Raw genomic sequence first — 26,979 nt, 5'->3', positions numbered from 1 at the left:
GGGAGTGAGCCATGACCGGCGTCACCACGCTCGACCGTCCTTCACAGCCCGAGGCCCCCGCCCGCTACACCGTCACCCTCGCCCGCGACGAGGACGACGTCCGCGCCGCCCAGCGGCTGCGGCACGACGTGTTCGCCGGGGAGCTCGGCGCCCTGCTGACCACCCCGCAACCGGGCCTCGACGTCGACCCGTTCGACGCGTACTGCGACCACCTGCTCGTCCACGACACGGTCACCGGCCAGGTCGTCGGCACCTACCGGCTGCTGCCGCCGGAACGGGCCGCGGTCGCCGGACGGCTCTACTCCGAGGGCGAGTTCGACCTGACCGCGCTCGACGGGCTGCGGCCCGGGCTGGTGGAGGTCGGCCGCTCCTGTGTGCACCCCGCCCACCGCGACGGCACGGTCATCGGCCTCATCTGGGCCGGGATAGCCCGGTACATGACCGACCGGGGCCACGAGTGGCTGGCGGGCTGCTGCTCCGTACCGCTCGCCGACGGCGGCTCCCAGGCCGCCGCCACCTGGGAGCGGGTGCGCGCCAAGCACCTGGCGCCCGAGGAGTACCGGGTGCGTCCGCTGCTGCCGTGGGCGCCGTCCGCCGCGGCGCCGGCCGGTCGCGGTGAACTGCCCGCCCTGCTGCGCGGCTACCTGCGGCTCGGCGCCTGGGTGTGCGGGGAGCCCGCGCACGACCCGGACTTCGGGGTCGCCGACCTGTACGTGCTGCTGTCGATGCGCCGGGTGAACCCGCGCTACCTGCGGCACTTCCTCTCCCTCGTGCCGGCCTGATGAGCGCCTGGCTGCCCACCGGGCCCTGCACCCCGGCCGCGTGCCTGGAACCGGCCGCACCCTCCGTGGCCGTGCCCCGGGCCGTGCTGCGGCTGGCCGCGGTCACCGCCCTGGTGCTGGCGGGCATCGCGCTGTGCCCGCTCGGCGGCCGGCTCCCGGCCGGCTGGGTCAGGCGCTGGTGCCGGGCGGTCGTACGGGCCGCGGGCGTCCGGATCCGGCTCACCGGCGCCGCGCCCGCCGAGGGCGGCGTCCTCCTGGTCGCCAACCACGTCTCCTGGCTGGACGTCCCGCTGCTCGCGGCGGTGCGTCCGGCCCGGATGCTCGCCAAGTCCGAGATCCGGCGCTGGCCCGTGGCGGGCAGGCTCGCCGCGCGGGGCGGGACCCTGTTCATCGAGCGGGACCGGCTGCGCGCCCTGCCGGAGACCGTCGCCCGGATCGGCACGGCACTGCGAGGCGGCGCCGCCGTCGCGGTGTTCCCGGAGGGCAGCACCTGGTGCGGGCGCGCCCGGGGGCACTTCCGCCGGGCCGTCTTCCAGGCCGCGCTCGACGCCCGGGCGCCCGTGCAGCCGGTGCGCCTGAGCTATCGCGGCGCCGGTGAAGGGGCGGCCACGGCGGCCGCGTTCGTCGGCGACGACACGCTGTTCGCCTCGCTGTGGCGGGTCGCCTCCGCGCGTGGCCTGGTGGCCGAGGTGGAGGTGCGCCCGCTCATCCCGGCCGGCCGCCACCACGACCGGCGGACGCTCGCCCGGGCGGCCGGGGAGTGGCCGGCCGGGAGTAACACAGAATGGGTACATTTCCGGCAAAAGGGAACCCGGGACGCGTACACCACTACTCTCCGAGGAGCGTGTGTCCATGTACACGGGAACGCTTCTGGCCATGTCCACGGGAACGCTGCTGGCGATCATCATCCCGATCGTCGTGGTGCTCGCACTGATCGCACTGATCGCCATGGCGGTGTCGCGGATGAGGCGCGACCGCCTCCGCAAGCGCTTCGGCCCGGAGTATGAACGCACGGTCGAGGGATCCGGCAGCCGGCGCACCGCCGAACGGGAACTCAGGGACCGCGAGCGGCGCCACGACTCCCTGGAGATCAGGCCGCTGCCCCCGGTCTCGCGCGACCGCTACTCGCGGGAGTGGAACGACGTCCAGCAGGAGTTCGTGGACCGGCCGCAGGACGCGGTGCACGACGCGGACCGCCTGGTGACGTCGCTGATGCGTGAGCGGGGATATCCGACCGAGGGTTTCGAGCAGCAGACGAGGGACCTCTCGGTGGAGCACGGCCGCACCCTCGAGCACTACCGCGCCGCGCACGAGGTGGAGTCCCTCAGCACGCAGCGCCAGGCGACGACCGAGCAACTGCGGGGTGCCATGGTGCACTACCGCGCCCTGTTCGACGAGCTGCTCTCCGACGGCGGCGGCCGGGCCCACGCCCGGACCTGACGCCCCGCACCACCCGTATGGAGGAACACCGTGCACAGCAACGAGGAAACGCGCCGCACGACGGGCGGCCTGTCCACCGGTGACCTGGCCCAGCCGGCCGGGGCCCCCACCGAGGACGAGCGCGGGGCGACCGCCTCGCGAGCCCCGATCTACCCGGGTGAGGGCACGACGCGGACCGGGACGGAGCCCACGGGCGGCGACACCGGGGCCGCGGACCACGACACCGGCGCCCCCGCGCCGGGCGGGTCCGAGGCGGCCGGGGCCACGGCCGAGCCCGCCGGCGACACGGCCGCCGCCCGCGGGGCCGGCGCGGCCTCCGAGCCCGCCCGCGCCCCCGGCGCGTCCGACGACGAGAGCCCGCAACTGCTGACCGACGGCGAGGAGCAGGGCTTCCGCGACCGCTGGCAGACCATCCAGGGAAAGTTCGTCGACGACCCCAGGGAGGCCGTGCACGACGCCGACGCCCTGGTCGCGGACGTCATGCGGACCCTCGCCACCACCTTCGACCAGCACAAGAAGGACCTGGAAGGGCAGTGGAGCCAGGGCGAACGGGTGGACACCGAGGAACTGCGCGGGGCGCTGCGCCGCTACCGCTCCTTCTTCAACCGGCTGCTCAGCACCTGACGTCCGGCGGCCGGCCGCCGGGCAGCGGCGCCCGCGCCCCGCTGCTCAGCGGCCGGCGTCCCCGCTCAGCGCCCGGGCCAGATGGGCCGCCGTCGCACTGCCCTCGGCCCGGGCCACCTCGGCCGGGGTGCCGGCCGCCACGACGCGCCCGCCCCGGTCGCCGCCGCCCGGCCCCATGTCGACCACCCAGTCGGCGCCCGCGACGACCGTCATGTCGTGCTCGACCACGACCACCGTGTGTCCGGCGTCGACGAGCCCGTGCAGCCGGCCCATCAGCACCTCGGCGTCGGCCGGGTGCAGCCCGGTCGTCGGCTCGTCCAACAGGTACAGCGTGTGGGCGCGGCGGCCGCGCTGCAGCTCGCTCGCCAGCTTGATCCGCTGGGCCTCCCCGCCGGACAGCTCCGTGGCCGGCTGCCCCAGGCGCAGATAGCCGAGGCCCACGTCGAGCAGCGTGCCGAGACTGCGGGCGGCGGCCGGGACGTCCGCGAAGAAATCCGCCGCGCTCTCCACCGTCAGGTCCAGCACCTCGGCGATGTTCCGCCCCCGGTACTCCACCCGGAGCGTCTCCGGGTTGTAGCGCGCGCCCGCGCAGTCCGGGCAGGGCGCGTACGTGCTCGGCAGGAACAGCAGCTCGACGCTGACGAACCCCTCGCCCTGGCAGGTCTCGCAGCGGCCCCCGGCCACGTTGAACGAGAACCGGCCCACCCCGTACCCGCGGGCCCGCGCCTCCTCGGTTGCGGCGAACACCTTGCGCACGACGTCGAACAGACCGGTGTACGTGGCCAGGTTGGAGCGCGGGGTGCGCCCGATCGGCTTCTGGTCCACCCGGACCAGCCTGCCCACGGCCTCCGCCTCCTCCGTGAACTCGCCGACGAGCGTGGTCTTCCCCGAACCGGAGACGCCGGTGACGGCGGTGAACGCGCCGAGCGGGAAGGCGGCCGTCACCCCGCGCAGGTTGTGCCGGGTCACCGGACCCAGCGTCAGCCAGCCGCGCGGCTCGCGGACGGTGCGCGCCGGACCCGGCTCTCCGGCGAACAGATGGCGGGCCGTCGCCGAGCCGGCCACCGAGGCGAGGCCCGCCACCGGGCCGCTGTACAGCACCCGCCCGCCGTGCTCGCCCGCGCCGGGGCCGACGTCGACGAGCCAGTCGGCGCGCCGTACCACCTCCAGGTGGTGCTCCACCACGAAGACCGAGTTCCCGGCCGCCTTGAGCCGCTCCAGCACCGTGATCAGCGCCTCGGTGTCCGCCGGGTGCAGCCCGGCCGAGGGCTCGTCCAGCACGTACACCACCCCGAACAGACCCGAGCGGAGCTGGGTGGCCAGCCGGAGCCGCTGCAGCTCGCCCGCGGACAGGGTGGGCGTGGCCCGGTCCAGGCTGAGGTAGCCGAGGCCCAGCTCGACGACCGGCGCGATCCGTGCGTCCAGGTCCTCGGTGAGCACGCGGGCGCTCTCGGCGCCGTCGTGCGGCAGCCCGGCGAGGTCGGCCAGCGGCAGGGCCGCCAGTTCGGCGATGGTGCGGCCGGCGAAGGTCACCGCCAGCGCCTCGGGCCGCAGCCTGCTGCCCCCGCACGCCGGGCAGGGGGCACTGGCCAGGAACCGCTCCGCCTTGGCCCGCAGGGTTGCGGACCTGGTGTCGGAGAACGTCTTCATGACGTACCGGCGGGCACTGCTGTACGTGCCCTGGTACGGACGCTGGATCCGGTCCGCGTCCCGCACCGGGTGGACGGTGACGACCGGCTGCTCGTCGGTGAAGAGGATCCACTCCCGGTCGGCGGCGGGCAGCTCGCGCCAGGGCCGGTCGACGTCGTAGCCGAGGGCGTCGAGGATGTCGCGCAGGTTCTTGCCCTGCCAGGCGCCCGGCCAGGCGGCGATCGCGCCCTCGCGGACGGACAGCGAGGGGTCGGGGACCAGTAGTTCCTCGGTGGTCCGGTGCACCCGGCCGAGGCCGTGGCACTCTGGGCAGGCGCCCGCCGCCGTGTTCGGCGAGAAGGCGTCGGAGTCGAGCCGCTCGGCGCCGGGCGGGTACTTCCCGGCGCGTGAGAACAGCATGCGCAGGGAGTTGGACAGGTTGGTGACCGTCCCCACGGACGAGCGCGAGGACGGGGCCGAGCGGCGCTGCTGCAGCGAGACCGCCGGCGGCAGCCCGGTGATCTCGGCGACCCGGGGCGCCCCGACCTGGTGGATCAGCCGCCGTGCGTACGGCGCGACCGACTCGAAGTAGCGCCGCTGCGCCTCGGCATAGACGGTGCCGAACGCCAGGGACGACTTGCCCGAGCCGGACACGCCGGTGAACACGGCCAGCACGTCCCGGGGGATGTCCACGTCGACACCCTTGAGATTGTGCTCGCGGGCACCGCGGACGCGGACGAAGGGATCATGGGGGCTGTGCATCGGGGCGATGTTAGTCCGCCCCGTTCGTCAGGTCTGCGGCGGCCTGTCCTGCGGCTTGCCGAACTCGTCCCGCAGCTTGTCCTGGCCGGTGTCGACCTGGGACTGGTACTTGTTGCCGGTCCGCTGGTCGATGTAGTCGCCACCCTTGTCGACGCCCTTGTCGGCCATGTCCTCGTGGCCCTTGAGCATCCCCTTGATCTTGTCCATGAAGGACATGTCAGCGCTCCTTGTCGTCGAGGCTTCCCCCCAAGCCTGACCGGACCGGCCCGACGCCGCATCTCGGGGCGTCTCCGTGCCGTGCGTACTCGAAGCATATATGCGATTTTGGGGGCATATGTCTGCCCGCCGCAGAAAGGGCCGCCCATGAGCACCCCCGGTTTCGGTTTCGGACGCAGTCCGTTCGAGGAGTTCGACGAACTGATGTCCCGCTTCTTCGGCGGGACCGGCGGACCGGCCGCGTCCGCCCGCCGGCCGCAGCGCGTCGACATCGGCAGCCTGCTGTCCGAGCGGGCGCGCGACCTGGTGGCGTCGGCCAGGGACATCGCCGCCGCCGAGGGCAGCGACGAACTCGACGCCCGTCATCTGCTGGCCGCCGCCACCGAGCACGACTCCACCAGGCGGCTGCTCACCGCCGCCGGCGCCGACCCCGACCGCATCCGCGAGCGGCTCGCCGCCCCCGCCGCGGACGTGAAGAGCGAGCCCGCCACCCTCACCCCGGCCGCCAAACGCGCCCTGCTCGACGCCTACCGCATCTCCCGCTCCGAGGGCGCCTCCTACATCGGGCCCGAGCACCTGCTGCGCGCCCTCGCCGCCAACCCGGAGTCGGCGGCCGGGCAGGTCCTCGGCGAGGGCGGCTGGGAGCCCGCCCGGGTGCCCGCCGAGAACGCGGCCGAGCGCAAGGAGCCGAGCAGCACGCCCACCGTCGACGAATACGGCCGCGACCTCACCGAGGACGCCCGCGACGGCCGCCTCGACCCGGTGATCGGACGGGACGAGGAGGTCGAGCAGACCATCGAGGTGCTCTCCCGGCGCAGCAAGAACAACCCGGTCCTGATCGGCGACCCCGGCGTCGGCAAGACCGCGGTGGTCGAGGGCATCGCGCAGCGCATCGTCGCCGGTGACGTGCCGAAGACCCTCGCCGGCAAGCGGCTGGTCTCGCTGGACCTGGCCGGCATGGTGGCCGGCACCAAGTACCGGGGCGAGTTCGAGGAACGGCTGAAGAAGCTCCTCGACGAGGTCCGTCAACACGGCGACGAGCTGGTGCTGTTCCTGGACGAGCTGCACACCGTCGTCGGGGCCGGCGGCGGAGGCGAGGGCGCCATGGACGCCGGCAACATGCTGAAACCGGCCCTGGCACGCGGGGAGTTGCACCTGATCGGCGCCACCACCGTGGACGAGTACCGCAGGCACATCGAGAAGGACGCGGCGCTGGAACGCCGTTTCGCGCCCATCCTGGTCGGCGAGCCGAGCGTCGACGACACCATCGAGATCCTGCGCGGGCTGCGCGACCGCTACGAGGCGCACCACCAGGTGCGCATCACCGACGAGGCGGTGGTCGCCGCGGCCGAGCTGTCCGACCGGTACATCACCTCCCGCTTCCTGCCCGACAAGGCCATCGACCTCATGGACCAGGCCTCAGCCCGGGTCCGGCTGCGCGCGAGGACCCCGCTCGCCGACACCCGGGAGGCCGAGGACCGGCTCGCGGCCCTGAACCGGGAGAAGGACCAGGCCGTCGCCGACGAGGAGTACGAGCGGGCCAGGGACCTGCGGGACCGGATCAAGGAGACGGAGGCCGAGCTGGCCGGCGCCGACAAGGCGGCGGAACAGGCCCCGAAGGTCACCGCGGAGGACATCGCCCAGGTCGTCTCACGCACCACCGGCATCCCGGTCGCCCAGCTCACCGAGGAGGAGCGGGAGCGGCTGATGAAGCTGGAGGAGCACCTGCACGAGCGGGTCGTCGGCCAGGACGAGGCGATCACCGCGGTCGCCCGCGCGGTACGGCGGGCCCGGGCCGGCATGAGCGACCCGGACCGGCCCGTCGGCAGCTTCCTCTTCCTCGGCCCGACCGGCGTCGGCAAGACCGAGCTGGCCCGCGCCCTCGCCGCGGCCCTGTTCGGCGACGAGGGCCGCATGATCCGCCTCGACATGAGCGAGTTCCAGGAGCGGCACACGGTCTCCCGGCTGGTCGGCGCCCCGCCCGGATACGTCGGCCACGAGGAGGCCGGCCAGCTCACCGAGGCCGTGCGCAGGCAGCCGTACGCCGTGCTGCTGCTGGACGAGGTGGAGAAGGCGCACCCCGACGTCTTCAACACCCTGCTGCAGCTCCTGGACGACGGCCGGCTCACCGACTCCCAGGGCCGCACCGTCGACTTCAAGAACACCGTGGTCATCATGACGTCGAACATCGGCGCCGACCGCATCCTGTCCGCCGGCACCGAGGACTACGCGAAGGTCCGCGAGGCCGTCATGCCGGTGCTCCAGCAGCACTTCCGGCCCGAGTTCCTCAACCGCATCGACGAGATCATCGTCTTCCGCGGCCTGGACCGCACCGAGCTGCGCCAGGTCGTGGACCTGCTGCTGGAGCACACCCGGCGCCGGCTGCACGCCCAGGGCGTCACCATGGAGGTCACCGACGCGGCCGCGGAGCTGCTGGCGAACCTCGGGTACCAGCCGGACTTCGGCGCCCGCCCGCTGCGCCGCACCATCCAGCGCGAGGTGGACGACCGCCTCGCCGACCTGCTGCTCTCCGGCGGGCTGAACGCGGGCGACCGGGCGGTGGTGGACGCGGCCGACGGCTCGGTGGAGATCCGCGCGCAACGGCCAGCGGCGGCGGAGGACTGAACCCTCAGCGGCCGGGCGCGAACAGGGCGGCGAGCCGCCGGTAGGAGTCCAGCAGCGCGGCACGGTCGTACGTGCTGGTGGTGACGAGGACCTCGGCGGCGCCCGTCTCCTTCAGCACGGTCTCCAGCTCGGCGGCGACCTGGTCGGCGGTGCCGGCCAGGTGCCCGGCGAGCGCGGACTCGTAGCGGTCCCGTTCCTTCGCGGTCATCGCGCGCCCCTCGGTCTCCTCGGCCGGGGCCAGCGGCGGGAAGGTGCCGTGGGTCCGCGAGTAGGCCGCGGACCACGCCTCCGGGACGAGGAGCCGCCGCGCCTCCTCGGCGGTCCCGGCGACCGCGACGGTCCCGGAGATCACCACGTACGGCTCGGACGCCCAGGGCGAGGGGCGGAACAGCGAGCGGTACTCGTCGATGCCGCGCATCATCGGCTCGCGCCGCCGCAGGTCCCCGATGACCATCGGCAGCCCGGCGCGGGCCGCGATCCGGGCGCCCTCGCCCATGGCCAGCACGAACGGCGGCACCTTCAGGCCCTCGGCCGGGCGGGCGCGCACCCCGGTGGGCGAGGTCCCGGCGAACCAGCCGAGGAGCTCGTCGAGCTGGGCCGCGAAGTCCCCGGCGGCGTCCTTGTCCCGGCCGAGCGCCCGGCGGACGCCGTCCGTGAAGCCGACGGACCGGCCGAGCCCCATGTCGATCCGGCCCGGGAACAGCGACTCCAGCACGCCGAACTGCTCGGCCACGACCAGGGGCCGGTGGTTGGGCAGCATCACCCCGCCGGTGCCGACCCGGACGGTGCGCGTCGCGGCGGCCACCGCGGCGGCGAGCACGGTCGGCGCGGAGCCCGCGACCCCCGGCACGCCGTGGTGCTCCGAGACCCAGAAGCGGTGGTAGCCGAGCGCCTCCGCCTCCCGCGCCAGCGCGACGGTGTCCCGCAGCGCCTCGGCGGGCGGACGTCCCGCGCGGGTACGGGAGCGGTCGAGGACGGAGAACCGGGTCCGGGCGATCACTGCGCTCACGCAGGGTTCAACACCGCCGGGACGCCAGGATTCCCGGTCCGGCGCTCACCGCCCCGACCGGGACCGCGCGCCGCGTGGCGCGCGGATCGTCTGCAACTCCAGGGTCAGCGGGGGCTCGGCCGCACCGGGACCGCCCGCCCGGGCCCACTGGGCGACCTCGGCCGTGCAGTCGTCGTCCAGGGCGAAGCCGATCCACACCGGTCTGCCGCCGGCCCGCCGGCCCTCCGTGGACGGCCGCACGACCAGCACGTTCGCCTGGTCGCACGGCCCGAGGCAGTCGCTCGTGCGCACCTCGAAGCCGCCCTCGGCGGCGGCCGCCCGCAACCGGTCGAGCTGGCCGCCCGGATCGGTGCCCGGCTGCTTGACCGGATCGCCGCAGCAGCAGCCCCGGCAGACGACGACGGTGCAGGGACGGGAGGGGAGGCGGGGCGCGGAAGGCATGGGAGAAGCATGCGGCCCTCGGTCCACGGCAGTTGACGCCGGGGTGGCTAAGGTGACCGGGTGACAGACAGCAGCGCGCGCCCCGTCGCCGTGTTCGACCTCGACAACACCCTGGCCGACACCGCCCACCGCCAGCACTTCCTGGAGAACCGCCCGCGCGACTGGAACGGCTTCTTCGGCGCCGCGCCCGCGGACCCGCCGCTCGCCGAGGGAGTGACGCTCGCGCTGGAGACGGCCCGCGAGTGCGAGATCGTGTACCTCACCGGACGGCCCGAGCGGTGCCGGCGCGACACCCTGGCCTGGCTCGCGGCCCACGGACTCCCCGAGGGCCGCGTGCACATGCGCGGCGACACCGACCGCAGGCCCGCCCGGTTCACCAAGCTGGAGATCCTGCGCCGGCTCGCCCGGGACCGTACGGTCCGGGTCCTCGTCGACGACGACGAGCTGGTCTGCGACGACGCCGAGCGCGCCGGGTTCACCGTCGTGCGGGCCCGCTGGGCCGACCGGTCGGCGGCGCTGGAGGACGCCCAGGAGCGCGAGGGCCGTACCTGAGGGGCCGCGCGGGGCGTCCGGGGGACCGGCCGGCTACTCGGCGGTGTCCTCGATGCGGAAGCCCACCTTCAGGCCCACCTGGTAGTGCTCGACCTGCCCGTTCTCGATCTGGCCGCGGACCTGGGTCACCTCGAACCAGTCGAGGTTGCGCAGGGTCTGGTCGGCGCGCGAGATGGCGTTGCGGATGGCCTGGTCGAGGCCCTCGTGCGAGGTGCCGACGATCTCGGTGACCCGGTAGGTGTGGTTCGACATACGGGGGGCTCCTCTCCGCCGTGAGGAGCCGCGCGGCGGCGTGCCTCACGTCCGGCGCGGCCGGTGTGCCACGCCGTACTCCACCGTGCCGTATCCCCGCCCGGCGCGCGAGGCGTCGCCACCGGACGGCCGGGGGCGCTTGACCTACGCATTGGTCCATACCAAAATCCAGCACACCCGTGCGAACGCGTGCGTTCGTCCCCCACGTCGGGCCCCCTCCCCTGTCCGCAACCGCCCCCGGCCAGACAGAACAGGACCCCCCGTGAGACGTCGTCTGCTCGCCCTCCTCTGCGTCACCGGCTCCCTCGTCAGCGCCTGCGGCGTCCTGCCCGGACACGACCGGCAGACCGTCACCGTGTGGCTGATGAAGGACAGCGCCTCCGAGGACTTCCTCCGGCGCTTCACCGAGGACTTCGAACGCACCCACGACGACCTGCGGCTCGACATCCGCATCCAGGAGTGGACCGGCATCGTGGAGAAGGTCCGCAAGGCGCTCAGGGGCGACGGGAAGGACGGCCCCGACGTCATCGAGGTGGGCAACACCCAGGTCCCGCTCTACGTCGAGGACGGCCGGCTGACCGACCTGACCCTGGAGTCGATGCGCGACTGGGGCAAGGAGCACTGGCTGCCCGGCCTCGCCGAACCCGGAAAGGACGGCAACAACCAGTACGGCGTGCCCTGGTACGCGGCCAACCGGGTGGTCATCTACCGCAAGGACCTCTTCGAGCGGGCCGGCGTCACGGCCCCGCCGAAGACCCGCGACGAATGGCTCGCCGCCACCCGGAAGCTCGACGCGGCCGGGAACCAGGGCATCTACCTCGCCGGACAGGACTGGTACACCCTCTCCGGCTTCATCTGGGACGAGGGCGGCGAACTCGCCGAGAAGAAGGACTACGACTGGCGGGGCACCCTGGACACCCCCGCCGCGCTGCGCGGCATGGACTTCTACCGCCGGCTCCAGGCACTCGGCGACGGGCCCGTGGACGCCGACGAGGAACACCCGCCCCAGGCCGGGGTGTTCGCGGGCGGCAAGGTCGCCCAGATCATCGGGGTGCCGGGGCTCGCGCAGTCGATCGTGCGGCAGAACCCCGGCCTGAAGGGCAAGCTCGGCTTCTTCCCGGTGCCCGGCCGGACCGCCGCCCGGCCCGGTGTCGTCTTCACCGGCGGCTCCGACCTCGTCGTACCGCGCAACACCGGCGACCAGTTCGCCGCCACCGCCGTCGTCGGCGCGCTCACCGGCGCCAAGTGGGACACCGAACTCGCGCGCACCATGAACTACGTCCCCAACAAGACCACGCTGGCGGACGCGGTGGCCGGCGAGGAGGGGGTCGCCGCCATGGCGGCGGGCGCCGCGCACGGCCGGGCCACCCCCAACACCCCGCAGTGGGCCGCGGTCGAGGCCGACAACCCGATCAAGGGGTACATGACCCGGGTGCTCGGCGGCGCCGACCCGGCGAGCGAGGCCCGCCGGGCCGACCGCGAGATCACCGAGGCCCTGGCCACCAGTCTGGGCTGACCTACCGCACCACGCTCAGCGACAGCGCGAACCGGTCCTCGGCATCCGTCCACCAGTGGGTCAGCTCGAGACCGGCGGCCGCCAGTTCGGCGCCGATGCCGGCCCGGCGGAACTTCGCCGACACCTCGGTGCGCATCTCCTCGCCCGCCGCGAAGTCCACGGCCAGGTCGAGGGCGGGCACCTTGACGGTCTGCGCGGCGCGCGAGCGCAGCCGCATCTCGATCCACTCCTGATCCGGGTCCCACACGGCCACGTGCTCGAAGGCGTCCGGATCGAAGTCCGCGCCCAGTTCACGGTTGACGACCGCCAGGACGTTCTTGTTGAACGCGGCCGTCACCCCGGCCGCGTCGTCGTACGCCCGGACCAGCACCCGCTCGTCCTTGACCAGGTCCGTGCCGAGCAGCAGGCCGTCGCCCGGGGCGAGCTGGGAGCGCACGAGGGCGAGGAACTCAGCCCGTTCGGCGGGCAGCAGGTTGCCGATGGTGCCCCCGAGGAAGGCCACGAGCCGGGGTCCGGGCGTCGCGGGCAGTTCCAGCGGGGCGGTGAAGTCGGCGATCAGCGCGTGCACGTCGAGTCCGGGCCGCTCCGCGACGAGCGCCCGCCCGGCCTGGGCGAGGGCGCTCTCGCTGACGTCGACCGGGACGTACGCCTCCAGCGAGGTGAGCGCGTCGATGAGGTGCCGGGTCTTCTCCGAGGACCCGGAACCCAGTTCGATCAGGGTCCGGGCGCCGCTCGCCGCGGCGATCTCACCGCTGCGGGCGACGAGGATCTCGCGCTCGGCACGCGTGGGGTAGTACTCGGGCAGACCGGTGATCCGCTCGAACAGCTCGCTGCCCAGGGCGTCGTAGAACCACTTCGGCGGCAGCGTCTTGGGGGTGGCGGTGAGGCCGTGCCGGACGTCGGCGCGCAGCGCGGCGCCGGTCGCGTCCTCGGGGAGTGTGCGGGTGACGTGCAGGGGACTCAACGGCAGGGCTCCTTCTGGGTTGCCGGCGCCGGATCCTCGAGTGGGGCGAGGAGCACGCCGGCGCGGTTCGCGGTAAGCACGGTGCGGTCGGGGACCTCCTGCCAGAGCGGGTCGTCGTCGTAAGGCTCCGACGCGACGACCGTCCCCCGGCCGGGTTCCGTGCGGTACCAGAGGCTGTCGCCCCAGGCGGTGGCGGCGATGGTCTCGCCGTCGGTGAGCAGCAGATTGAGGCGGGACGCGGGGGCCGCCGCGGCGAACCGGCGGACGGTGCCGCCGAGGGCCTCGGCGGGCTCGTCGCCGGAGCGCAGCCGGTGCAGCACCAGCGCCCAGACGAACGCCGAGTCGGTGCGCGCCTGCAGCGACAGCAGTTCGACCGGCGGCAGTCCGGAGACCAGGGGCGCCGCCGAGTCGGGCCAGCCGGCGATCGCGCCGTTGTGGCTGAACAGCCAGCGTCCGGCGGCGAACGGCGCGGCCGCGGCCTCGGCGTCCGCGCCCGCGAGGGTGGCGTCGCGCACAGCGGCGAGCACCGCGCCGGAGCGCACCACCCGGGCCAGGTCGGCGAAGGACAGGTCGGCCCAGATCGGCCCGGCCCGCCGGTAGCGGGCCGGCGCGGGATCGTCCGGGGCGTACCAGCCCACCCCGAAACCGTCGGCGTTGACGGTGCCGTACCGCTGCCGGCGGGGCTCCCACGACTGCCGGTACAGGCTGTGCGCGGGCTCCGTCAGGAGCCGGCCGAGCGGCTGTTCCGGCCCGAGGTAGGCCAGGTGCCGGCACATCAGACGGCCTCCGTACGCGCGGTCCGGAACCCGGAGAAGATCTGCCGCCGGATCGGGTAGTCCCAGTTGCGGAACGTGCCCCGGCAGGCCACCTGGTCCACGGCGAACGAGCCGCCGCGCAGCACCTTGTACTCGGCGCCGAAGAACACCTCCGAGTACTCCTTGTACGGGAACGCGGTGAACCCCGGGTAGGGCAGGAAGTCGCTCGACGTCCACTCCCACACGTCGCCGATCAACTGCCGTACGCCGAGCGGGGACTCGCCGTCCGGATAGCTGCCGGCGGGGGCCGGCCGGAGATGGCGCTGGCCCAGGTTGGCGTGCTCGGGGGCCGGGTCGGCGTCGCCCCACGGGTAGCGCCGGGAGCGGCCGGTGGCCGGGTCGAAGCGGGCGGCCTTCTCCCATTCCGCCTCGGTCGGCAGCCGGCGCCCGGCCCAGCGGGCGTAGGCGTCCGCCTCGTACCAGCACACGTGCAGCACGGGCTCGTCGGCCGGCACCGCCTCGGTGACGCCGAAGCGCCGCCGCAGCCACTGGCCGCCGTCGCGCCGCCAGAACAGCGGAGCGGTGACGCCGTGCTGCCGGATGTGCGCCCAGCCCTCCGGGGTCCACCAGCGCTCGGTGCGGTAGCCGCCGTCCTCGATGAACGCCTGGTACGCCGCGTTCGTCACCGGGGTCGTGTCGATCCAGAAGGGCGCCACGTCCACCGGGTGCGCGGGGCGCTCGTTGTCCAGCGCCCAGGGCTCGGCGGAGGTGCCCATGGTGAACGGGCCGCCGGGCACCAGGACTTCGGCCGGACCGGTGAACAGCGGGGCCGGTCCGGGATCGGGCGCGGTCAGGACCGGAGGACCGGTGCGGAGCTGATGGGTGATCAGCATGGTCTCGTCGTGCTGCTGTTCGTGCTGCGCGATCATGCCGAAGGCGAAGCCGGCCTCGGTCAGCCGGCTGCCGTGGAAGTCCGCGGCCCCCAGCAGGTCCAGGGCGCGACCGCGTACGTCGGACGCGTATCCGCGGGCCTCGGCGGGCGGCAGCAGCGGCAGCGAGGGGCGTTCGGCGCGCGAGTGCTCGAAGGCGTCGTACAGGCCGTCGATCTCGGGCCGCAGCGCCTCCCGGCCGCCGACCGCCCGCAGCAGCCACAGCTCCTCCTGGTTGCCGATGTGGGCGAGGTCCCACACCAGGGGCGACATCAGCGGGGAGTGCTGGGCGGTGAGGTCCGGGTCCTCGACGCAGTCGGTCAGCAGCTCGGTGCGGGCGCGGGCGGCGGTGAGCGAGGCGACCGCGCGCTCGCGCAGCGCCTCGGTGTCCGCCTCGGCGGCCGTGGTCTCGGTCTCGGGGGCGGTCATGTGCGGATGTCCTTCCTCCCGTCGGCCGCGCGGCGGCCGGCGCCGCGCAGACGGTCGAGCAGGTCGTCGGCCGGGCAGCGGCCCCGCGCGACGTAGCGGTCCAGGTACGCGGCGACGGCGTCGACGACCGCGGGCGCGGCGCCCATCCGGGGCAGGGCCAGGAGCGCCGCCGAGAAACAGGCGACGGCGGCGTCGCACAGCTCCGGATCGGTGAGCCCGTGCCGGGCCGCGTCGATCCACAGCGGATTGTGCGGGGCCGGCAGGTTCATGGCCCGCTCGGCCAGCGGTTTGACCGCCTGGTGCGCGCTCTCGGCGGCCTCCGGGTCGTCGAACAGCGCCGCGGTCACCGCGAGCGGCACGATCCAGCCGTCGTCGCCCGGCTGCGCGTCGATCATGCGCAGCTCCAGGTGGCCGCGCGGCCGGACCGGCGGGAACAGGGTGGTCAGGTGGTAGTCGAGATCCTCCCGGGTGGGCGGCCGGCGGTCCCGCGAGCGGGTCCACTCGCGGAAGGTGAGGCCGTCGGGCACGTCCCACGGGCCGCTGTCGCGGCGGACGCACATCACCGGGGAGTCCAGCACGTGCCGGGCCCAGGCGCCCCTCGGTTCCGCGTCGGGCGGGGGAGCGCCCGCGCGGCCCGCGCCGATCTCCGTCCAGTGCAGCTGACGGGTGGACCGCCAGCCGGTGGGCCGCCGGCCGACCAGGGGGGAGTTGGCGAACGCGGCCACCAGGACCGCGCCGAGCTGGTGGGCCAGCCACCAGCGCTGTCCGAGACCGAGGACGCCCGGGTCGTCGTGCCCGGCGTCCACGCACACCTGGACGGAGGCCGAGGCGCACATCATGTGCCGGCCGGCCGTGCCGGTGCGGTCGAGACAGGCCTCCATGGCGTCGTAGCGCGGTTCGCGCAGGAACCGGCGGGGTGCGCGCCAGGGGTCGTGGCCCACGCCGAGGAGTCCGAGTCCGTCCTGCGCGAGGACGGCGCGCACGGCCTCCAGGTCGGCGGAGACGGTGTCCACGCACTCCATCAGGGAGGCGGCGGGCGGAGAACTCAGCTCCAGCTGGCCGCCGGGCTCGATCGTGAGCGGCGAACGCAGCGGCACGCTCCGCAGGGTGGCGTACGCCGCTTCGAGTCGTTCGGGTGGGACCGGGAGCTGCGGCCGCCGCAGCTCGTGTACGAGCCATTCCACTTCGACCCCGAGGGTGCGGGGCGGTCCGGTCTTGAAGCAGATGCCCCTGACCAGGGCTTCCACCTCGGCTTCGGTGACGGCGTCGCGGCGCTCCGTACAGTCGCCGCAATCGCTCTTCGAGTCGGACATGTCGGGATCCTCCTGAGATTCCACCATGCCACCGGTCCGGCCCACGCCGGGCACGGACAGGCACCCGTCCACCCAAGACCCTTGAGTCGATTCGCACAAGGGTGCCCATCGGGACGTTCCGGATCGGTAACCTCCGTTCCTTTCCGGGTTCCCCGGCCGTTCCGGCCCCCGGGAAACTCCGTTGCACCGCATCCCAGCATCACCCAGGATGCGTGCATGAGCACGACGGGGGAGAGAGCGCCGGCCGCGCTCGTGGCGCCCACGGGGGTGGCGCCATGAGCGCGCGCCTGCGCGGTGTGGCCGCGGAGACCGAACGCATGGTGGCGGCGGGTTCGTACCGCGCGCCCGACGGCCGGGAGGTACCGCTGGCGGCCGCCGTCGAGGCCGCCCGGGCGGGCACCCGGCTGTATGGACCCGAACCGCTACCGGTACCGGTACCGGTACCCGTGGTCCTGGACACGGAGCCCGTCCTGGAGGTCACGGGGGAGAGCAGCACCGAGGCCGCCCGCCGGCTGGCCGGCGCGCCGGTCGCCGTCCTGAACTTCGCCTCGGCCCGCAATCCCGGCGGCGGCTACCTGAACGGCGCCCAGGCCCAGGAGGAAGCCCTGTGCCGCGCCTCGGCGCTGTACACCTGCCTACTGGAGGCCCGCGCCTTCTACGACCACCACCGCGCGCACCGTGACCCGTTCTACACCGATCGGGTGATTCACTCCCCGGCCGTGCCGGTGTTCCGCGACGACCGGGGCGCGCTGCTGGAGCGGCCGTACCTCGCGGGCTTCCTCACGGCGGCCGCTCCCAACGCGGGTGTCGTGCGGCGTACCGCCCCCGGGCGTGCCGCTGAACTCCCGGCCGCCCTCGCCCGGCGGGCCGAGCGGGTCCTGGAGACCGCCGCCGCCCAGGGCTACCGGCGGCTGGTGCTGGGCGCCTGGGGCTGCGGCGTGTTCCAGAACGACCCGGCGCAGGTCGCCGAGGCCTTCCGGGCGCTGCTCGGGCCCGGTGGGCGGTTCGCGCGGACGTTCGAGCACGTGGTGTTCGGCATCCTGGACCGCACGCCGGGGGCGGCCGTCCGGGAGGCCTTCGCCCGACGTTTCGCCGAGTCCTCCGAGCGCGCGCGCCCGGTCACCGGCTAGGGGCCGTCCGGCCGGTCGCCGACCGGGAACCGCAGGGCCACCGGCCGGGGGCGGTCGCGGCGCGGGCCGGGGCCGCGAGGCCGCCGGCCGGCGGCCGTCAGGTCCAGCCGTACCGCTCGTGCAGCCGCTGCCGGACCAGATTGAAGCGCATCCGGTCCAGCGCGCAGGCCTCCCGGCGCATGCCGTCCTCGTGCAGCCTCAGCACGCGGTCCACGTCCACCCACGAGTCGCGGCCCGACCGGTCCCAGGGGCCGCTGCCGATGGCCACCCACTCGCGGTCCCCGTCGTGCCGCTTGCTGGACAACTGGACGGCGAGGAAGGTGCCCGCCGCCTCCCGGGCGACCACCAGCACCGGCCGGTCCTTGCCGCGGCCGTCGTTCTCCTCGAACGGCACCCAGGTCCACACGATCTCACCCGGGTCGGGGTCGCCGTCGTGGGCGGGGGAGTACTCGGTGCGCACCCGGCCGGCCCCGCGCGGGTCGGCCTCGGTGGTGGCATGGGGGCCGAAGCGGCCCGGGACGTTCTCATCGGTAGGCGTGCTCACGGAGAGCACCCTAGGGCCTGACGTGGGCACGTCGGGAGCGCGGGTCAGCGCGGGGCGGACGGCGGGTCGCGGCGAACGGCGTTGCGCGACGGGCCTGTTCCGCGCCCGGGCCGCGGCGGAGGACATGACCGGCCGCCTCCCGCCCGTCACACGGGCGCGCCGCCGCGCGACTGGATCTGCATGCCGGGCCGGCGGCGGTGCACGGTCAGGCAGGCGAGGCCCGAGGCGCCGGCGGTGATGCTGCGCGTGGAGCCGTGCGGCAGCCACAGCAGGGCGCCCTCGGTGAGCGGCTCCGGCTCGTCCCGGGCGCCTTTGCCGAGCACGCCGTCCCCCGAGACGACCAGGACCAGCACGTCCAGGTTCGGCTCGGTGTGCGTGTCGACGCGCGAGCCCGGGGCCAGCCGTACGACGTTGGCGTCGAGCTGGCGTCCGCCCTCGGCCAGCTTCCACAGCACCCCCGACGGAACCGGCGGATCGGCGGCCAGGGCGCCGGCGTCGCACAGGACGCGCGGGTCCGGACCCGCGTCCCAGCCGGTCCCGCTCTCGGACGACGGCGTCATGCGCACCCCTCGCTCTATCGCTCTCCGTGGCCCATCCTACAATTACTCCACGTAGGTCTTGTGAAAAATACACGCAGGTGGAAGTGGGTGAACGGCCATGACCGCACGGCAGAGCCCGCGCCGCCGGGAGGTGCTGGACGTGCTGCGGGCCGCCCCCGCGCCGCTCGGGGTGGCAGCGGTCGCCGAGCGGATGGGCGTCCACCCCAACACCGTGCGTTTCCACCTGGACGCGCTGGTGGCCGACGGGCTGGTGGAGAGCGGCACCGAGGCGACCTCCGGGCCCGGCCGGCCCCGTGCCGCCTACCGCGTGCGGCCCGGCATGGACCGCGGCGGCGCGCGCGGCTACCCGCTGCTGGCCCGGATGCTGCTCAGCCGCTGGGCGTCCGCCGATCCCGCCGAGGCGCGCGCGGAGGCGGAGGAGACCGGCCGCGCCTGGGGCCGGTCCCTGGTGGAGCCGCCGCCGCCCTTCGAGCGGCCGACCGCCGCGCGCTCGGCGGCCCGGCTCGTCGGCCTGCTGGACGACCTGGGCTTCGCCCCGAGCGCGGAGGGAACGCCCGGACCGGACGGGCCGCCGGCCCGGATCCGGTTGCGGCACTGCCCCTTCCTGGAACTCGCCGAGGAGTACGGCCGGTTGGTGTGCCCGCTCCATCTCGGCCTGATGCGGGGCGCGTTGGCCGGGCTCGGCGCGCCGCTGACCGCGACCGGCCTGGAACCCTTCGCCGAACCCGACTCCTGCCTCGCCCACCTGGGCGGGACGGCCGCCGCAGAGCAGAAAGAGGCAGCCCCCCGATGAACAGCGCGTCGGCCGCCACCGCGAGCGCGGTGGTCTTCGTCTGGCTCGGAATGGTGCTGGCGATCTCCTTCCTGGAGGCGCCGCTGAAGTTCCGCGCACCGGGCGTGACCATACCCATCGGCCTGGGCATAGGCCGGCTCGTCTTCCGGGCCCTGAACGCCGTCGAGACCGCTCTCGCCGTCGTGGTGGCCGTCGCCGTCGCCGTGGGCGGCGCGGCGGCCGGGACCGTGGGGCTGACCGCGGCCGTCGCCGTGCTGCTCGCCGCCCAGCTCGCCGTCGTACGGCCGCGCCTGAACCGCAGGTCCGACCGGGTGCTCGCGGGCGAGGACCTGCCCCGCTCCCGCGGCCACCTCTGGTACGTGGCGCTGGAACTGGCGAAGGTCGTGACGCTGTTCGCGCTGGGCATCGCGCTGCTGCGCGGATGACGGCCGGCGACGGGGGCCGACGCGCGGCGGCCGGGGCCCCCGCTGGGGACCCCGGCCGTCCGGCGGCTCCGGAGCGGACCGCTAACCCTCCTGCTCCACCGGCACCCTCTGCGGTGCGGGCGGCACCGCCCCGTTGAGCGACGGTGAAGTGCCCGGCGCGCCGGTCCCGTTGTGGTTCATCGACGAGAGCAGCTGGCGGGCCAGGCCGAGTCCGGTGCCGCCCATGGTGAGCGCCTTGGCGAACAGCTCGGCCATGCCGTCGGCGCCGTTGAGCAGCACCATGTTGTCCACGTTGCCGAACGCGGACGCGCCCGCCTGGACGATCTCCGGCCAGTTCTCCGCGAGCTGCTGCGCGACGACGGCCTCCTGGTTCTCGGCCAGGGCGGCGGCCCGCGCCTTGATGGCCTCCGCCTCGGCGAGGCCCTTCGCCTTGGTCGCCTCCGCGTCCGCCAGACCCCTGGCCTGAGCGGCGGCGGCCTCCGCCTCACCGGTGGCCCGGGTGGCCGCGGCGGAGGCCGCGCCCCGGGTCTTGGTGGCCTCGGCCTCGGCGCCCGCGGCCGCCTTGACCCGGGTGGCCTCGGCGGCCGCCGCGAGTTCCGTCTCCTTCGCCTTGGCCTGGGCCGCCGAGATCCGGGCGTCGCGCTCGGCCTCGGCCAGCGTCCGCTTCTCGTAGGCCCGGGCGTCGGCCGGCTTGCGGACGTCCGCCTGGAGCTGCTGCTCACGCCGGTGCGCCTCGAGCTCGGCGACCCGGGTCTCCTGGACGACGACCTCCTGCCGGGCGGCGGCCGCGGCGAGCGGTCCGGCCTGCTGGGCCTTCGCCCCCGCCTTGTCCCGCTCGGCCTGGTAGCCGGCCTGCAGGATCTCGCTGTCCCGGGTGGCCTCCGCCATCCGCGCGAACGACTGCTGCTCCGCCTCGGTGGCCAGCCGGTTCGCCTCGGCCTGCGCGATGCGCGCGTCCCGCTGCACGGCCGCCGCGTGCGGCATGGCCAGGTTCTGGATGTACCCGGTCGGGTCCTCGATCTCGTGGATCTGCAGCGAGTCGACGATCAGACCCAGCTTCTCCATCTCCGTACCGCACGCCGCCCGGGTCTGCCCGGTCAGCTTCTCCCGGTCGCGGATCATGTCCTCGACCGTCAACCCGCCCACGATGGACCGCAGATGACCGGCGAAGACGTTGTGCACCCGCTCCGACATCAGCCGCTGCTGGTCCAGGAAACGGCGGGCGGCGTTCGCGATCGACACGAAGTCGTCGCCCACCTTGAAGATGACCACGCCCCGCACCTTCAGCGGGATGCCCTGGTGGGTCACGCAGTCCACCTGCAACTCGGTCTCGTTCAGGTCCAGGGAGAGCTTGCGCACCGCCTGCACACCGGGCAGCACCAGCGTGCCCCGCCCCGTGACGATGCGGAATCCCATGCCCTCCTCGAGTCCCTCGGTACGGTGCTTGGACCCGGAGATGATGAGCGCCTCGTTCGGCTCGGCGACCCGCCACATCATCTTGAACAGACCGATCAGCACGAGAACGGCAACGACGACCGCTCCCGCAACGACGCCGACGACCATCGGCATTCGCCCCCTTTGCATGGTGCCCTTTCGGCACCGAACGAAGGGAGTGTGCGCCCGTCGCGACGCACCGAGAAGGCATCGGGGCATCCTTGGCGCAATCTTGACGCACAAGCCCCTCACCTGGGGCGCGCTACGCTCAACTGTCGTACGCGGCGGTGACGTACACCGTCCTCGGCGGCAGGTACTCCACCACCATCACCACCGTGCCGCGCTCCATGCGGCCCGTGCCGTCGGCGGCGTACGCGAGGAAGTGCTCGGCGCCGCCGCGCACCCGGACGATCACCTCGCCGACCAGACCGGGCCCGATCGTCCCCGTCACCCGTCCCATGAGCCCGACCATCGACGCATCGTCCATGGCCACAGGGTACGGGCGGAACGGGCGCCCGCCGCCTGGAAGTTCGGGCTCCGGGAAGTCCGGGGCCCGTCCGCCCGCACCGCCCGCGCTCGCCGATCGGTCAGGCCACCCGCGCGTCCGGCTCCGGCACCGGCGGCCACCGCTCGTGCCAGCGCAGCTCCGACTCCAGCTGGGCGGCCAGGGACACCAGCAGCGGCTCGCTGGCGGCGGGCCCGAGCAATTGGGCGCCCACGGGCAGGCCGTCGCCCACGAACCCGGCGGGCACGTTGACCCCCGGCCAGCCGAGGACGTTCCACGGCCAGGCGTACGGACAGGCGGCGATCATGGCGCGGTCGGTGGCCAGCCCGCCGAGGCCGGACAGTGCGCCGATCGCGGGCGGGGGAGCGGCCGTCGTCGGGGCGAGCAGTACGTCGTACGCGTCGAAGAAGGCGCCGATCCGCCGGTGCAGGACCGCCTCCGCGCGCCGTGCGGCCCGCAGCGGGGCCCCGCCGAGCAGCCGGCCCAGCCGGGCCGCGCCCCGGGTGCGCGGATCGAGCAGCGCCAGGTCGGGAGCCTCGCGGACGTAGTCGGCGATACCGGCGGTGGCCCGCGGTACGAAGGCCAGCCCGATCTGCCCGTAGGGCGGGTCGGCCTCCTCCACGGTGTGCCCCAAGCCGGCCAGCCGGTCGGCGAGTTCGAGGACCCGGGCCCGGACGTCGGGGCGCAGCCGCGCGGGCACGGCGGTGAACGGCGGCTTCAGCGACAGGGCGACGCGCAGCCGGCCGGGGTCGCGGCCGACCGCCTCGGACACCGTGAGCGCCGGCGGCCGGTGCGGGTCCCGGGGGTGGTTGCCGCCGGCCGCGTCCAGCAGCAGGGCCGCGTCGGCGACCGTGCGGGCCAGCGTGCCGTTCACCGTGATGCCGTGGAAGGCCTCGGCGCGCGGCCAGGTCGAGATCCGCCCGCGCTGTGGCTTGATCCCGATCAGATGGGTCCAGGAGGCCGGGATCCGCACCGATCCCGCGCCGTCCGAGCCGAGCGCGGCCGGGACCAGTCCGGCGGCGACCGCGGCCGCCGAACCGCCCGAGGAGCCGCCCGGAGTGTGGCCGGTGTGCCACGGGTTGCGGGTCTCCCCGAAGGCGGGCCCCTCGGTGAACGGCCACTGCCCCAGCTCACAGGTGTTGGTCTTGCCGACAATCACCGCCCCGGCCGCCCGCAGCCGCCGTACCGCCTCCCCGTCCGCCGCGGCCGGCGGGAACGCGCCCCGGCAGCCGAACGCCGTCGGCTCGCCCGCCACGTCCATGTCGTCCTTGACCGCCACCGGCACCCCGAGCAGCGGGCGGCGTACTCCGGCCGCCAACTCCCGGTCGGCGGCTTCCGCTTCGGCGAGCGCGGCCTCGGCGCGCACCACCCGGAAGGCGTTCAGGGTCGGCTGGGTGGCCTCGATCCGGGCCAGGGCCAGTTCCACCAGCGCACGTGAGGTCACCTCCCCGGCGGCGAGCGCGCGGGCCGACTCCACGAGTCCTGCGGCACGGTCGGGCGTCATTGCGGGGCACCTCCGGGAGCCTCCGGGCACGATGTCTACCGAACGGTAACCTCGGCATGGGGGCGGTCGTACAGCTTTCGCACAGGTGACATCCGGCCAAGTCCGGGTGCGCGGGACGCGCACGGCGTGCGCGTCCTCATCCGGCCAGCAGTCTGCGCAGCCACGCGAGCCGGGCCGCCCGCGCCGCCCGGGACAGGGAAGCCCGCGGGGCGACTCCGTCGAAGCCGTGGAAGCCGCCTGGCCAGACGTGGAGTTCGGCCACGCCGCCGCAGGCCCAGATGCGGGAGGCGTAGTCGACGACCTCGTCCCGGAAGGTCTCGGCGGAGCCGACGTCGAGGAAGGCCGGGGGCAGGCCGGACAGGTCCGCCGCGCGGGCGGGTGCGGCGTAGGGCGAGACGTCGGGGCCACCGCGGCGGTCGCCGAGCAGCGCCGTCCAGGCGGTGTCGTTGGCGGTGCGGTCCCAGACGCCGACGCCCGCCATCTGGTGGCTGGAGACGGTGTCGTTGCGGTCGTCGAGCATCGGGTACATCAGGAGCTGGCCGATGACGGCCGGGCCCCGGCGGTCGCGCAGCAGCAGGGCGAGCGCGGCGGTCAGCCCGCCGCCCGCGCTGGCCCCGGCGATCACGATCCGGTCCGGGTCGCCGCCGATCTCCTTGGCGTGCCCGGCCGTCCAGAGCAGGCCCGCGTACACGTCCTCGACCGGCGCCGGGTGCGGGTTCTCGGGCGCGAGGCGGTACTCGACCGAGACGACGACGGCGCCCAGTTCCCGCGCCCAGTTCAGCGGGGCCTCCACCCCGGCCCGGTTGTGACCGAGGATCATGCCGCCGCCGTGCACGTGGTAGATCACCGGCAGCGGGCCGGCCGGGGCGGCGGCGGGGCGGCAGATGAGCAGCGAGACGTCCGGCGCGCCGCCGGGACCCGGCACCGGCCGCTCCTCCACCTCGAAGGCGCCGTCCATCGTGACGTCGAACAGCTCGGCCAGCTCCTTGCTCGCGCCCCGCCGGGCCGTGGGGATCTCGTCCGGTGTGAGGCCGGGCGGGACCGCGTCGCCGGCCGGCTCCAGCACGGCGGCCAGCTCCGGATCGAACGGCGGCGGGGACGGGGAGTGGCGCGGGGGCATGACTTCTCCTCACCTGACTCTGCGGGACGCGTGCTGCGCGCCCCTGCGACACGTATGACCCGTGCGCCTGTTTCGAGTCCTGGATGTCCACCGGACGGCGGGTCCCCCTCCCAGGGCGTCCGGGCATGCCGAAGGGGCCGGAACCCGGCGGTTCCGGCCCCTTAGCGGGTGCGTCCGGCTCAGGCGGCCGCGACCTCGCCCACGTTGCCGTGCAGGCGGGCGACGACCTCGGTGAGCTGCGCGGCGACCTCGGCGTCGTCGACCGGGTGGGTCTCGGCGAAGCGGGTCACGGAGCCGGGGATGGACAGCTTGATGTCCTCGATCACCTTGCCGCCGGCGATGCCCACGGCCTTGCGGGTGTCGTCCTGCGCCCACACGCCGCCGTACTGGCCGAAGGCGGTGCCGACCACGGCGACGGGCTTGCCGATGAAGGCGCCGGCGCCGTACGGGCGGGACAGCCAGTCGATGGCGTTCTTCAGGACGGCCGGGATGGTGCCGTTGTACTCGGGGGAGAAGAAGAGGAAGGCGTCGGCTGCGCCGGCGGCCTCGCGCAGCGCGGCGGCGGGCGCCGGGACGTCGCCCTCGACGTCGATGTCCTCGTTGTAGAAGGGGACCTCGGCCAGGCCCTCGTAGAGCACGACCTCGGCGCCCTCGGGGGCGAGCTTGACGGCCGCCTCGGCGAGCTGGCGGTTGTGCGAACCGGCGCGGAGGCTGCCGACGAGGGCGAGGATGCGAACAGACATGGGGGTTACTCCAAAGGGGGCTGAGACATCGCCGTTAGGATCCGGACCGAGGTCCGCTTAGCTTTTCTATCAGGCTAACCGGACCGCGGTCCAGTTTTGTTCCCGATGCTTTACGCTGTCTTCATGTCCGCCGCCCTGCCCCCCTTCCCGCAGCCCCAGGAGCCCTACGACACGCCTCAACTGCTTGAGGTCGAGCCGGGTCCCGGCGAGCCCTGCCTGCGCGCCGACGCCGCCCGCAACCGGGCCCGGCTGCTGGAGGCGGCCGCCCGGCTGATCGCCGAGCACGGGGTGGCCGGGGTGACGATGGAGGCCGTGGCGGCCGCGGCCCAGGTGGGCAAGGGCACGGTGTTCCGCCGCTTCGGCGACCGCACCGGGCTGCTGACGGCCCTGCTCGACCACTCGGGCCGGCAGCTCCAGGGCGACTTCCTGTCCGGGCCCCCGCCGCTCGGCCCCGGCGCACCGCCCCTCGACCGGCTGCGGGCGTTCGGCGTGGCGGTCCTCTACCGCTCGGCGGAGCAGCTCGACCTCCAGCTCGCCGCCCAGCCGGAGCCGTGCCGCCGGTTCTCACACCCCGCCGTCCAGGCGCTGCGCACGCACGTCACAATGCTGCTGCGGCAGCTCGTGCCGGGCGCCGACTGCGATCTGCTCTGCCTGACGCTGCTGGCCTACCTCGACCCCGCCCAGATCCACCATCTGACCCGGCAGTGCGGGATGCCGATGGAGCGGCTGGAGGCCGGCTGGCTCGACCTCGTGGCCCGGGTGACGGGCACGGAGCGGCCCGCCTGACGCGCGGTCCCGGCCGGGCACTCCCGGCCGGGGCGGGATCAGGCGTCGTGGCCGGCGAACATCCGCAGCAGCCCGTGCGGCGCGTCGGCCCGGAACAGCGTCGCGCCGCCGCGCGCCGACTCCGCCGCCGACGCCGCGGCCCGCGGGAACATCCGCTCCTCGTAGGCGGCGAGCGCGGCCTCGGTGTCCCCGGGGTGCGCGGCTACGGCGAGGCCCAGCTCGGCGCCGTCGAGCAGCGCGAGGTTGGCGCCCTCGCCGGCGAACGGCGACATCAGGTGCGCCGCGTCCCCGAGCAGGGTGACCCCGGGCGTCCTGGCCCAGCGGTGACCGGCCGGCAGGGCGTGGATCCGCCGTGGCACCAGCGCCCCGTCCGCCTCCGCCACCAGTGCGCGCAGGCTCTCGTGCCAGCCGCCGAACTCCTTCAGCACCGCCGTCTTCGCCGCCTCGGTGTCGCCGAAGTCGATCCCGTCGAGCCAGTCCTCCGGCGCCTCGACGGCCGCGTATACGTGCAGGCTGCCGTCGCTCTCGCGGTGCCCGAGGAAGCCCCGGCCCGCGCCCAGCGCGAACAGCATGCCGCCGCCGACCACCGCGGCGGCCCCGGGATGCCGGGCGTCGGCGTCCAGCAGGTCCGCCTCGACGAACGACACCCCGGTGTACGCGGGCCGGGCGGGGGACAGCAGGGGGCGGACGCGGGACCAGGCGCCGTCCGCGCCGACCAGCAGACCGGTGGTGAACGTGCCGCCGTCCGCGAGGGCCACCTCGTGCCGGCCGTCGCCGAGCGGGCGGGCGCCGGTCACCTTCGCGCCCCAGCGGACGGTACCGGCCGGCAGGGAGGCCAGCAGCAGGTCGCGCAGCTCGCCGCGGTCGATCTCGGGGCGTGCGCCGGTGCCGTCGTCGGACTCCTTCAGGTGGACGGTGCCCTCCTGGTCGAGGACGCGCAGCGCCTGGCCGCCGGGGTGCACCCGGGCCATGAAGGCGTCGTGCAGCCCGGCCGCGCGCAGCGCCTCCTGTCCGGAGTCGTCGTGGATGTCGAGCATGCCGCCCTGCGTGCGCGCGGCCGGTGAGGCGTCCGCGTCGAGGACGGCCGCCTCGACGCCGTGCACGTGCAGCACCCGGGCGAGCGCGAGGCCGCCGAGTCCGGCGCCGACGACGGTGACGGGGTGGTGGGCGGTGGTCATGGAGGTCTCCTCGGGAGCG

At 74.7% G+C, this 26,979-nt stretch carries 27 protein-coding genes and 1 pseudogene; 11 read left to right on the top strand and 17 right to left on the bottom strand.

Going from position 1 to position 26,979, the window contains the following annotated elements:
* The first annotated feature begins 11 nt into the window (after positions 1 to 11).
* From ACZ7JA_RS23750 to ACZ7JA_RS23735, 4 genes and pseudogenes are all read left to right on the top strand, one after another.
* Entirely contained in the window at positions 12 to 782 is a 771-nt protein-coding gene (locus ACZ7JA_RS23750) for a GNAT family N-acetyltransferase (RefSeq protein ID WP_470810248.1), read from the top strand.
* Positions 782 to 1,537: pseudogene (locus ACZ7JA_RS23745) on the top strand (lysophospholipid acyltransferase family protein); the annotation flags it as partial. The gene ACZ7JA_RS23750 and the pseudogene ACZ7JA_RS23745, both read left to right, overlap by 1 nt.
* Before the next feature lie 121 nt (positions 1,538 to 1,658).
* Positions 1,659 to 2,222, top strand: a complete 564-nt coding sequence (locus tag ACZ7JA_RS23740; RefSeq protein WP_351667917.1) for a hypothetical protein — start codon at positions 1,659 to 1,661, stop codon at positions 2,220 to 2,222.
* Between the two features lie 30 nt (positions 2,223 to 2,252).
* On the top strand, positions 2,253 to 2,846 hold the full coding sequence (locus tag ACZ7JA_RS23735) for a hypothetical protein (protein ID WP_450744776.1): 594 nt from the start codon (positions 2,253 to 2,255) through the stop codon (positions 2,844 to 2,846).
* A gap of 45 nt (positions 2,847 to 2,891) precedes the next feature.
* On the opposite strand, the gene ACZ7JA_RS23730 is transcribed toward ACZ7JA_RS23735, so the two are convergent.
* A complete protein-coding gene (locus ACZ7JA_RS23730) occupies positions 2,892 to 5,237 on the bottom strand; it encodes an ATP-binding cassette domain-containing protein (protein ID WP_470810245.1) in 2,346 nt (781 codons plus the stop codon).
* Between the two features lie 27 nt (positions 5,238 to 5,264).
* The gene (locus tag ACZ7JA_RS23725; RefSeq protein ID WP_389452376.1) at positions 5,265 to 5,453 is read right to left on the bottom strand and encodes an antitoxin; all 189 of its coding nucleotides are present in this window, start codon (positions 5,451 to 5,453) and stop codon (positions 5,265 to 5,267) included.
* A 147-nt stretch (positions 5,454 to 5,600) separates the two neighbouring features.
* Between ACZ7JA_RS23725 and ACZ7JA_RS23720 the strand changes: the two genes are divergently transcribed.
* Positions 5,601 to 8,078 carry an ATP-dependent Clp protease ATP-binding subunit gene (locus ACZ7JA_RS23720; protein ID WP_351667909.1) on the top strand — a complete coding sequence of 826 codons (2,478 nt, stop codon included), beginning with the start codon at positions 5,601 to 5,603 and terminating at the stop codon, positions 8,076 to 8,078.
* 4 nt (positions 8,079 to 8,082) lie between these two features.
* On the opposite strand, the gene ACZ7JA_RS23715 is transcribed toward ACZ7JA_RS23720, so the two are convergent.
* Entirely contained in the window at positions 8,083 to 9,087 is a 1,005-nt protein-coding gene (locus ACZ7JA_RS23715) for an MsnO8 family LLM class oxidoreductase (RefSeq protein ID WP_389301571.1), read from the bottom strand.
* 45 nt (positions 9,088 to 9,132) lie between these two features.
* Positions 9,133 to 9,528, bottom strand: a complete 396-nt coding sequence (locus ACZ7JA_RS23710) for a (2Fe-2S) ferredoxin domain-containing protein (RefSeq protein WP_351667905.1) — start codon at positions 9,526 to 9,528, stop codon at positions 9,133 to 9,135.
* A gap of 60 nt (positions 9,529 to 9,588) precedes the next feature.
* Between ACZ7JA_RS23710 and ACZ7JA_RS23705 the strand changes: the two genes are divergently transcribed.
* Positions 9,589 to 10,080, top strand: coding sequence for a phosphatase domain-containing protein (locus ACZ7JA_RS23705; RefSeq protein ID WP_351667903.1), 492 nt, complete (start codon positions 9,589 to 9,591; stop codon positions 10,078 to 10,080).
* A gap of 33 nt (positions 10,081 to 10,113) precedes the next feature.
* Here the strand turns inward: ACZ7JA_RS23705 and ACZ7JA_RS23700 are convergent, their stop codons facing one another.
* Positions 10,114 to 10,332, bottom strand: coding sequence for a dodecin (locus ACZ7JA_RS23700; protein WP_351667901.1), 219 nt, complete (start codon positions 10,330 to 10,332; stop codon positions 10,114 to 10,116).
* A gap of 262 nt (positions 10,333 to 10,594) precedes the next feature.
* Between ACZ7JA_RS23700 and ACZ7JA_RS23695 the strand changes: the two genes are divergently transcribed.
* Positions 10,595 to 11,848, top strand: a complete 1,254-nt coding sequence (locus ACZ7JA_RS23695; protein ID WP_351667899.1) for an extracellular solute-binding protein — start codon at positions 10,595 to 10,597, stop codon at positions 11,846 to 11,848.
* 1 nt (position 11,849) lies between these two features.
* On the opposite strand, the gene egtD is transcribed toward ACZ7JA_RS23695, so the two are convergent.
* The 4 genes from egtD to egtA are packed head-to-tail and all read right to left on the bottom strand — an operon-like array spanning position 11,850 to position 16,238.
* A complete protein-coding gene (gene egtD, locus ACZ7JA_RS23690; protein WP_351667897.1) occupies positions 11,850 to 12,812 on the bottom strand; it encodes an L-histidine N(alpha)-methyltransferase in 963 nt (320 codons plus the stop codon).
* Entirely contained in the window at positions 12,809 to 13,588 is a 780-nt protein-coding gene (gene egtC / locus ACZ7JA_RS23685) for an ergothioneine biosynthesis protein EgtC (protein ID WP_351667895.1), read from the bottom strand. Before egtC ends, egtD begins: the two co-directional genes overlap by 4 nt.
* Positions 13,588 to 14,925 carry an ergothioneine biosynthesis protein EgtB gene (gene egtB, locus ACZ7JA_RS23680; protein WP_404027392.1) on the bottom strand — a complete coding sequence of 446 codons (1,338 nt, stop codon included), beginning with the start codon at positions 14,923 to 14,925 and terminating at the stop codon, positions 13,588 to 13,590. The genes egtC and egtB overlap by 1 nt, the downstream gene beginning before the upstream one ends.
* A complete protein-coding gene (gene egtA, locus ACZ7JA_RS23675; RefSeq protein ID WP_450744787.1) occupies positions 14,922 to 16,238 on the bottom strand; it encodes an ergothioneine biosynthesis glutamate--cysteine ligase EgtA in 1,317 nt (438 codons plus the stop codon). The genes egtB and egtA overlap by 4 nt, the downstream gene beginning before the upstream one ends.
* Before the next feature lie 275 nt (positions 16,239 to 16,513).
* Between egtA and ACZ7JA_RS23670 the strand changes: the two genes are divergently transcribed.
* Positions 16,514 to 17,368, top strand: a complete 855-nt coding sequence (locus ACZ7JA_RS23670; protein ID WP_470810237.1) for a TIGR02452 family protein — start codon at positions 16,514 to 16,516, stop codon at positions 17,366 to 17,368.
* A 97-nt stretch (positions 17,369 to 17,465) separates the two neighbouring features.
* Here the strand turns inward: ACZ7JA_RS23670 and ACZ7JA_RS23665 are convergent, their stop codons facing one another.
* Both ACZ7JA_RS23665 and ACZ7JA_RS23660 read right to left on the bottom strand, forming a co-directional pair.
* The gene (locus ACZ7JA_RS23665; protein WP_199212961.1) at positions 17,466 to 17,912 is read right to left on the bottom strand and encodes a type II toxin-antitoxin system PemK/MazF family toxin; all 447 of its coding nucleotides are present in this window, start codon (positions 17,910 to 17,912) and stop codon (positions 17,466 to 17,468) included.
* A 146-nt stretch (positions 17,913 to 18,058) separates the two neighbouring features.
* The gene (locus ACZ7JA_RS23660; protein ID WP_351667887.1) at positions 18,059 to 18,472 is read right to left on the bottom strand and encodes a cupin domain-containing protein; all 414 of its coding nucleotides are present in this window, start codon (positions 18,470 to 18,472) and stop codon (positions 18,059 to 18,061) included.
* Positions 18,473 to 18,569: 97 nt separating this feature from the next.
* Between ACZ7JA_RS23660 and ACZ7JA_RS23655 the strand changes: the two genes are divergently transcribed.
* Complete coding sequence (locus tag ACZ7JA_RS23655) at positions 18,570 to 19,265, top strand: helix-turn-helix transcriptional regulator (RefSeq protein WP_470810236.1); 696 nt, start codon at positions 18,570 to 18,572, stop codon at positions 19,263 to 19,265.
* Positions 19,262 to 19,690, top strand: coding sequence for a hypothetical protein (locus ACZ7JA_RS23650; RefSeq protein ID WP_389452399.1), 429 nt, complete (start codon positions 19,262 to 19,264; stop codon positions 19,688 to 19,690). The genes ACZ7JA_RS23655 and ACZ7JA_RS23650 overlap by 4 nt, the downstream gene beginning before the upstream one ends.
* 81 nt (positions 19,691 to 19,771) lie before the next feature.
* On the opposite strand, the gene ACZ7JA_RS23645 is transcribed toward ACZ7JA_RS23650, so the two are convergent.
* The 5 genes from ACZ7JA_RS23645 to ACZ7JA_RS23625 form a co-directional block, all read right to left on the bottom strand.
* Positions 19,772 to 21,259 carry an SPFH domain-containing protein gene (locus tag ACZ7JA_RS23645; RefSeq protein WP_470810235.1) on the bottom strand — a complete coding sequence of 496 codons (1,488 nt, stop codon included), beginning with the start codon at positions 21,257 to 21,259 and terminating at the stop codon, positions 19,772 to 19,774.
* 133 nt (positions 21,260 to 21,392) lie between these two features.
* On the bottom strand, positions 21,393 to 21,611 hold the full coding sequence (locus ACZ7JA_RS23640) for a hypothetical protein (RefSeq protein ID WP_351667879.1): 219 nt from the start codon (positions 21,609 to 21,611) through the stop codon (positions 21,393 to 21,395).
* Positions 21,612 to 21,711: 100 nt separating this feature from the next.
* The gene (locus tag ACZ7JA_RS23635; protein WP_389452405.1) at positions 21,712 to 23,133 is read right to left on the bottom strand and encodes an amidase; all 1,422 of its coding nucleotides are present in this window, start codon (positions 23,131 to 23,133) and stop codon (positions 21,712 to 21,714) included.
* A gap of 136 nt (positions 23,134 to 23,269) precedes the next feature.
* Positions 23,270 to 24,253 carry an alpha/beta hydrolase gene (locus ACZ7JA_RS23630; protein WP_351667875.1) on the bottom strand — a complete coding sequence of 328 codons (984 nt, stop codon included), beginning with the start codon at positions 24,251 to 24,253 and terminating at the stop codon, positions 23,270 to 23,272.
* Positions 24,254 to 24,432: 179 nt separating this feature from the next.
* Complete coding sequence (locus tag ACZ7JA_RS23625; RefSeq protein WP_351667873.1) at positions 24,433 to 24,996, bottom strand: NAD(P)H-dependent oxidoreductase; 564 nt, start codon at positions 24,994 to 24,996, stop codon at positions 24,433 to 24,435.
* A 105-nt stretch (positions 24,997 to 25,101) separates the two neighbouring features.
* Between ACZ7JA_RS23625 and ACZ7JA_RS23620 the strand changes: the two genes are divergently transcribed.
* Positions 25,102 to 25,782, top strand: a complete 681-nt coding sequence (locus ACZ7JA_RS23620) for a TetR/AcrR family transcriptional regulator (RefSeq protein ID WP_351667871.1) — start codon at positions 25,102 to 25,104, stop codon at positions 25,780 to 25,782.
* 38 nt (positions 25,783 to 25,820) lie between these two features.
* Here the strand turns inward: ACZ7JA_RS23620 and ACZ7JA_RS23615 are convergent, their stop codons facing one another.
* Positions 25,821 to 26,960 (bottom strand): FAD-dependent oxidoreductase, encoded by a 1,140-nt coding sequence (locus ACZ7JA_RS23615; RefSeq protein ID WP_470810233.1) that lies wholly within the window; start codon positions 26,958 to 26,960, stop codon positions 25,821 to 25,823.
* Between the last annotated feature and the right edge of the window lie 19 nt (positions 26,961 to 26,979).

This window comes from Streptomyces sp. NPDC038135, assembly GCF_055601245.1.
This window is presented reverse-complemented; position numbering and strand designations above follow the sequence as displayed.

Bases quoted from the DNA above. Each gene is read 5' to 3' on its own strand.
- ACZ7JA_RS23615 (WP_470810233.1), bottom strand. From the start codon at position 26,960: ATGACCACCGCCCACCACCCCGTCACCGTCGTCGGCGCCGGACTCGGC.
- ACZ7JA_RS23635 (WP_389452405.1), bottom strand. From the start codon at position 23,133: ATGACGCCCGACCGTGCCGCAGGACTCGTGGAGTCGGCCCGCGCGCTC.
- ACZ7JA_RS23620 (WP_351667871.1), top strand. From the start codon at position 25,102: ATGCTTTACGCTGTCTTCATGTCCGCCGCCCTGCCCCCCTTCCCGCAG.
- egtA (WP_450744787.1), bottom strand. From the start codon at position 16,238: ATGTCCGACTCGAAGAGCGATTGCGGCGACTGTACGGAGCGCCGCGAC.
- ACZ7JA_RS23725 (WP_389452376.1), bottom strand. From the start codon at position 5,453: ATGTCCTTCATGGACAAGATCAAGGGGATGCTCAAGGGCCACGAGGAC.
- ACZ7JA_RS23740 (WP_351667917.1), top strand. From the start codon at position 1,659: ATGTCCACGGGAACGCTGCTGGCGATCATCATCCCGATCGTCGTGGTG.
- ACZ7JA_RS23700 (WP_351667901.1), bottom strand. From the start codon at position 10,332: ATGTCGAACCACACCTACCGGGTCACCGAGATCGTCGGCACCTCGCAC.
- ACZ7JA_RS23630 (WP_351667875.1), bottom strand. From the start codon at position 24,253: ATGCCCCCGCGCCACTCCCCGTCCCCGCCGCCGTTCGATCCGGAGCTG.
- ACZ7JA_RS23730 (WP_470810245.1), bottom strand. From the start codon at position 5,237: ATGCACAGCCCCCATGATCCCTTCGTCCGCGTCCGCGGTGCCCGCGAG.
- ACZ7JA_RS23750 (WP_470810248.1), top strand. From the start codon at position 12: ATGACCGGCGTCACCACGCTCGACCGTCCTTCACAGCCCGAGGCCCCC.
- ACZ7JA_RS23645 (WP_470810235.1), bottom strand. From the start codon at position 21,259: ATGCCGATGGTCGTCGGCGTCGTTGCGGGAGCGGTCGTCGTTGCCGTT.
- ACZ7JA_RS23670 (WP_470810237.1), top strand. From the start codon at position 16,514: ATGAGCGCGCGCCTGCGCGGTGTGGCCGCGGAGACCGAACGCATGGTG.
- ACZ7JA_RS23710 (WP_351667905.1), bottom strand. From the start codon at position 9,528: ATGCCTTCCGCGCCCCGCCTCCCCTCCCGTCCCTGCACCGTCGTCGTC.
- egtB (WP_404027392.1), bottom strand. From the start codon at position 14,925: ATGACCGCCCCCGAGACCGAGACCACGGCCGCCGAGGCGGACACCGAG.
- egtC (WP_351667895.1), bottom strand. From the start codon at position 13,588: ATGTGCCGGCACCTGGCCTACCTCGGGCCGGAACAGCCGCTCGGCCGG.
- ACZ7JA_RS23640 (WP_351667879.1), bottom strand. From the start codon at position 21,611: ATGGACGATGCGTCGATGGTCGGGCTCATGGGACGGGTGACGGGGACG.
- ACZ7JA_RS23660 (WP_351667887.1), bottom strand. From the start codon at position 18,472: ATGACGCCGTCGTCCGAGAGCGGGACCGGCTGGGACGCGGGTCCGGAC.
- ACZ7JA_RS23650 (WP_389452399.1), top strand. From the start codon at position 19,262: ATGAACAGCGCGTCGGCCGCCACCGCGAGCGCGGTGGTCTTCGTCTGG.
- ACZ7JA_RS23720 (WP_351667909.1), top strand. From the start codon at position 5,601: ATGAGCACCCCCGGTTTCGGTTTCGGACGCAGTCCGTTCGAGGAGTTC.
- ACZ7JA_RS23655 (WP_470810236.1), top strand. From the start codon at position 18,570: ATGACCGCACGGCAGAGCCCGCGCCGCCGGGAGGTGCTGGACGTGCTG.
- ACZ7JA_RS23625 (WP_351667873.1), bottom strand. From the start codon at position 24,996: ATGTCTGTTCGCATCCTCGCCCTCGTCGGCAGCCTCCGCGCCGGTTCG.